Raw genomic sequence first — 5,402 nt, 5'->3', positions numbered from 1 at the left:
TGCATTGCCCTTGCAGATCGGTGCCTGCACAAGGCACCTCACCGACCAGGCCAAAGCGGTGCGCCAACTCCTGGGCCTTCAAAGCCGCCCTGCCTGCCTCCAGTTCGATGCTGGCTAGCTTCTGCACTAGCAGTCGTTCCGAGGCCTGTGCATCCCTCATCGCCTGCACCTGCTGTCGGCACACAACGATCTCCTGTTGCCTGGCACTCAGCACCGCTTCGGCCAGAGGCAGGCGATGTGCCGCACGCTGGACCGCGCCAGCTTCTTCCAGCACGTTCAGGCACTGGCGACGTGATTGCATGAGCGCGCTTTGCCGAGACTGCGCTTGCGTCCGCCGACTGGTGATGCGTTGTGCCAAACGCTCCAGGCCCTGCAAGGCCTCCTGCTCTTGAGCCTTGAGCCCCTCAATGGCTCGCGTGCCGGCAACGATCAACGCCTTGCGCTCCTCAAGCAACTGCGCACGACGCGCCTCGGTGCTCTGTGACTGATCCCGTTCGGCCAGCAAGCGGGCATGACAACCCCGATGCCCATCCAGTGCCTGTTGCACTTGTTGTCGCGCAAGCAAGGCCTGCGCAACGCGGTCAGATGCACCTTGCAAGCGATGCAGCCCCGCATCCAGGCGAGCCTGCTCCGCATCCAGCCCGGCCGACTCCTGCCTGATGGCCGACAGCCCGGCCTTGATCAGTTTGGCGGTGTCATTGGCCTTTTGCCCCAACGCTCGGATTTCTTCCTGGCCGAGCAAGTCGGACAGCAAGCTCTTGATCTCGGCATTGCGGTAGGTGCTGAGCTGGCGCTTGCCCTGGGCCGAGAACGCCGAGGTAAAGAAGGTATCAGCGCTGCCACAAATAGCCTCAACACAGCGGGTGTAGGTCTCGACCTTGCCGTCGGACACCAGACCATCGTCGAGGCAGACGGGACGCCATTGGCCCTCATCACTGAGCGCATGCAAATAGGCCTCGGTCTTGCGGCGCCCGTTGAGCCGGATCACCACTTGGGATCGATAGCACCGGCCCTCATGTGACCAGGTCAGATCTTTCTCGTTTTCCGGCAGGCAGACATGGTCGTAGTAGGAAAAACCGCCGGGGCCGCTCAAGGCCGCGCGTGACGGCATCGTCAGATAGGGGTGCATGTTGTCCATCAACGTGGTCTTGCCCCGCCCGTTTGCCCCGGCAATGGCGACGAGTTCAGCGCCATCGGCCAGGCGCTCGAAATCCAGGGTCAACACGTCTTGCCCCAAGCCATCACGGATGCCACGAAAGCCTTTGAGGGTGAGTTTGAGTGGTTGCATGGTTGGCTCCAGCGGTTTGCTGAAACCAGTTTCCGGCGTGAAAACCCGGTGTCAACCCAGACGCCAGCAGACCGCACGTTGCTCGCCAAGGTCCATCCACGATGGCGCGCCAAAGCCCTGCAAAATGCAACTTCGGATATTCCTCAAGCGATGCACCGGAGGCACATGGCCAAAGCAATCAGTCAATTCTTCGCAGATCTGGGATTTCCCTTGCGAAACGTCCGGTGGTCATGGGGTGCCCGCAATGGCGAGGTGCTGCTGCTGAGAACCTGGGCGGACGAATATTCGGGCAAGGAACGAAAGGTGACCGTTCTGCGGGAAACCTCAGCACACCAGTTGTCCGATTCTTTCGGCTTGGATGAACGCATCGTGCAACTGAAGGGGTTGTGGGAAGGCGGCTTGGCCGGATACACCGTCATCGCCACAGTGAAGGATAAGGATGCCCGCCCCCGCGAAATCAAGGAATACCGCGACGACGCCGTCTTTGCCATCAAGCAACTGGAATTGAAAGCCGATGGCGGCATCGCAGCCGTTCTGATCGAACCCGTGCCCTTGGCCCAGTTAGCGCAACATACCTTGACCCATCGCACCATGGCTGGAGACGGTCCATTTCCGGTTGATGAGGCCATCCGCTCCGGTCTGTCAACGGACAGCTACCAGCAAAAAATCCCGGCGATCCGCGCGTGGCTGATCGACATCTGCCAAACACGTGGAACGGTCACCTACTCCGATGTCATGAACCGCTTTGGCTTGACGTTCTATCCCTTGCGCAACGCCATGAGTCGCCTGGGCCACGATTGCCTGGATGCAGGTGAGCCCATCATCACGGCGCTGATCGTGGACAAGGACAGCCGACGCTGCTCAGAAGGACTGCAAGCAGAGTTTGGCGTTGACGACGACATCATCGAACGAGAACGCTGCTATGCCCATTGGGGGCCTGACTTGACGCCAAAGCAAGCGCTGGCAGAGACCTCAAGGGGGGCATCACCGGATGGAAACGATTTTGAGCAATGCGTTCAGCGCTTCGCCCAAGTCGAAGTGCGCCCGCAACAAGCTGCGTTCAGAGAAGCCGTGTTCCGCGCATGCGGTGGCCGCTGCGCGATCAGCGGATGCGCGATCCCGGAGGCCCTTGAAGCCGCCCACCTCACTGGCCGCGATTGGCGCCTGGGTCACAACACCGCCAATGACGGCCTGCTGATGCGCCGCGACCTGCACGCCCTGTATGACCGTGGATTGCTGTGGTTCTCCCCTGAAGGACGAGTAGAGCTGAACCCTCTGGTTCGCGACCACTACGGCGAATTTGAGCACGCCAGTTTGAACATGCGACCGACCTCGGCCACTTACCAACAATGAACCACGCACCTGATCGCGCAGCTGTTCAATATCAAGAGGCACAGATCACATGGGCAACCGCAAGCTCTACATCATCGGCAACGGGTTTGATCTCTGGCATGGCATCCCATCCAGGTATGCCGACTTCAAGGCATACGTTCGCCAACACGACAGGGAATTGCTTCGAACCGTTGATGACTATTTGCCCGCAGGAGACGACTGGAGCGATCTTGAGTCGGCGCTGGCTGATCTTGACATCGACAGCATCATCGACGATTTGAGCCAGTTCATGCCGTCTTACGGAGCAGATGATTGGAGCGACGCGGGCCATCACGACTTTCAGTACGAAGTCGATCGTGTGGTGCAGAGCTTGTCAAAGGAGCTCAGGCAGCAGTTTTCAGCATGGGTGCACCAACTCCCGATCCCCTCCCCCGCGACGGCACAGCGGCGCCTGTCTACCCTGGACCCCACATCACGCTTCCTGAGCTTCAACTACACACCAACGCTGCAGCAGTTGTATGGTGTCCCTGGCGAGCATGTTCTGCACATTCACGGCAGTGCCGACCACCCAGACAGTGACCTTGTCTTGGGGCACGCGTGGAATCCTTCAACGCGCCCGTCGCTCAACGACCGCCATGACGTCGAAGACCTGGACGTCCGATTGATGGAAGCGCACGACATCCTGGATGGCTATTTTTCCAAGACGTTCAAGCCCTCTTCACGCCTCATCCAAGAGCATCAATCCTTCTGGACCGAGCAGCTTGATATTGACACGGTGTGTGTGCTTGGGCACTCACTGTCAGCCGTGGATGCACCTTACTTCGAAGCACTTGTCGCCGTGCCAGCCATCGCGGCGTCCCAATGGCTGATGGTGTGCCGCGATGAAAGCGAGGCCCCATCAAAAGCTGCGCTTCTGGCCAGATTTGGTGTGCATGGACCACACATCAGCACATGTCTTTGGTCGGGCATCTAGCGTCATCGGCATGAGCTAGGCATGCAATCAGCCTGCCACGCACGCCGAGTCTTCGCACTTGTCCGCGCATGGCTCACTGCTCATGGTGCTCAGCACCCTATCCGCAATCACGCTGGGCTGTTGGCCTGCCAGGTCCGCCAGGCAAGCCAACATCGGCGCAGTCTTCACACCCGTTGCCTGCGCCCAAGCCGCCACCTTCTGCTCCAAGCTGGTTAACTGCGAAATGCCTGCGGCCCTGGTCCGCACCACCGGCACGATGCGCCCTTCCAGCTTGACCTCGGCAGCCGCTCCCAAGGCCTGCTGAATGGCCTCCCGATTAACCTCGTGGCGATCTTCGTCCGCCACCGTCCATCGGACACGCACGAACGCCCCGGCAACGTCCTGCTGCGCCACGGCATCCCGCAAGGCATCGAGGTCAGGCTTGCCGTCAAACACGATATCCACAGTCCGCCGAGCAGGTGTCGGCTGCAGCGTGCAGACCGCTGACGAGGTATCCACCTCCCACAGCAGCCAGCCTTTGTCGCCATCCTCCCCATAGTGGAAGCGCCCGATGGAGCCCGCATAGGCGATGCGCTGCTGCCCATGCCGCCCCTCACAGTCCCATGCCTGATGTCTGTGGATGTGCCCCAGCATGAAAGCCTGGGCCTCAGCAGCGAACAATGCGCCCGTGGTGAACTCGTGGTCGAATCCGGCCATGGGCACGCCGTGCTCGCTCAGGCAACCAAAGACGGTGCCATGCGACACGCCGATGGACGGCACGGCCAAGGCCAAAGCTCGTCGATGGCTGTACGCAAATCCGACCATCAAGGCTGCCAAGTGCTCGCCCACTGCCTCGGCAGCAGCCCCCGCCCCCACCGTGGCCGCCACAGCAGCCTTGTTGACCGTGGGCACGCAACTGAACAGCGCCATGAGCCTGTCTGGCAGCACATCGAAACGCCAGCCTGCTGAAACCTGCCAGCAGCCGTTCGGCATGAGCGCTACCTGCCCGATCTGATCGGCCACATGGACAGGGTAACGCCCCCCCAAGGATTTGAAGATGGACAAGGTGCCCGGCGGCTCATGAGAGAACGTTCCTTGCAGCATCAGCACCGGGCAATGATCGGCCAAGCGACGCACCTGCGCCACCAGGCGCTCGGCGGCGGGCGAATGCAGGTCCAGGGCGTGATCGGTTGAATCCCCCGACAGCACTGCAGCCTGCACACCTGAGGCCATGGCCATGTCGATGGCCGTCCCGAAACAGCGGTCGGCCTCGATCAGGTTCTTGGGGCCGTAGTGAAGGTCAGAAAAATGAGCAATGCGAACCATACCGTATCTCCTTCATGACACCCGGTGCAGTTCGCTCTCGATCTTGTCGAGGTAGCCCTGCGGGTCGTTGCGATAGCGATCCAGTTCATCCCAGGCACGGCGACGACCATGCGGGTTGAGCCGCCACCCTCGGCCCCACCGTCGGTCCGCGTAGGCCTGGTATTGCTCGGCTGCAATGCCATAAGCTTGGGCTCTCGCCAGGAGGTGCTCCAAGGTGAGATCCCCCTCGTGCACGGGTGTGTCATTGGGCACTTCGGTGATCACCGACTCCGCAACGGCATCCACATCAGCCCGTTCCCATTCCGCCACCCCTTCCAGGACCTGGGTTGCCAGTTGGGCCTGAACGATGGCCGTGTCTTCGTCTGTCCGCGCCGATCCAAATCTGAGCCACTGTGCCGATCCAATATTGAGCCAGGGCTGTTAGCCGACCAAAGGGCGGTCAGCTGTGGATAAGTGTAGAGCCTTGCAGAGTTTGGAGTACTCCTGTCAGATTGGTTGAGCACG

General features: G+C 60.8%; 5 protein-coding genes. 2 read left to right on the top strand and 3 right to left on the bottom strand.

Going from position 1 to position 5,402, the window contains the following annotated elements; genetic code table 11:
* The coding region (locus Q7V20_RS14850; RefSeq protein ID WP_304792652.1) for an AAA family ATPase at positions 1 to 1,288 on the bottom strand (1,288 nt) is incomplete at its 3' end.
* On the opposite strand from Q7V20_RS14850, the gene Q7V20_RS14845 reads away from it, so the two are divergent.
* Complete coding sequence (locus Q7V20_RS14845; protein ID WP_304792649.1) at positions 1,229 to 2,641, top strand: HNH endonuclease; 1,413 nt, start codon at positions 1,229 to 1,231, stop codon at positions 2,639 to 2,641. The two genes, Q7V20_RS14850 and Q7V20_RS14845, sit on opposite strands and share 60 nt — an antisense overlap.
* Before the next feature lie 49 nt (positions 2,642 to 2,690).
* A complete protein-coding gene (locus Q7V20_RS14840) occupies positions 2,691 to 3,593 on the top strand; it encodes a bacteriophage abortive infection AbiH family protein (RefSeq protein WP_304792645.1) in 903 nt (300 codons plus the stop codon).
* A 27-nt stretch (positions 3,594 to 3,620) separates the two neighbouring features.
* Here the strand turns inward: Q7V20_RS14840 and Q7V20_RS14835 are convergent, their stop codons facing one another.
* Positions 3,621 to 4,898: a metallophosphatase family protein gene (locus Q7V20_RS14835; RefSeq protein ID WP_304792643.1), complete on the bottom strand. Its 1,278-nt coding sequence runs from the start codon at positions 4,896 to 4,898 to the stop codon at positions 3,621 to 3,623.
* A 12-nt stretch (positions 4,899 to 4,910) separates the two neighbouring features.
* Positions 4,911 to 5,183, bottom strand: a complete 273-nt coding sequence (locus tag Q7V20_RS14830) for a hypothetical protein (protein ID WP_304792640.1) — start codon at positions 5,181 to 5,183, stop codon at positions 4,911 to 4,913.
* Positions 5,184 to 5,402 lie beyond the last annotated feature (219 nt).

The organism is Aquabacterium sp. (genome assembly GCF_030652515.1).
Classification (GTDB): domain Bacteria; phylum Pseudomonadota; class Gammaproteobacteria; order Burkholderiales; family Burkholderiaceae_C; genus Aquabacterium.
Note: the sequence above shows the minus strand (reverse complement) of the source record. Positions and strands in the feature narration are given on the sequence as shown.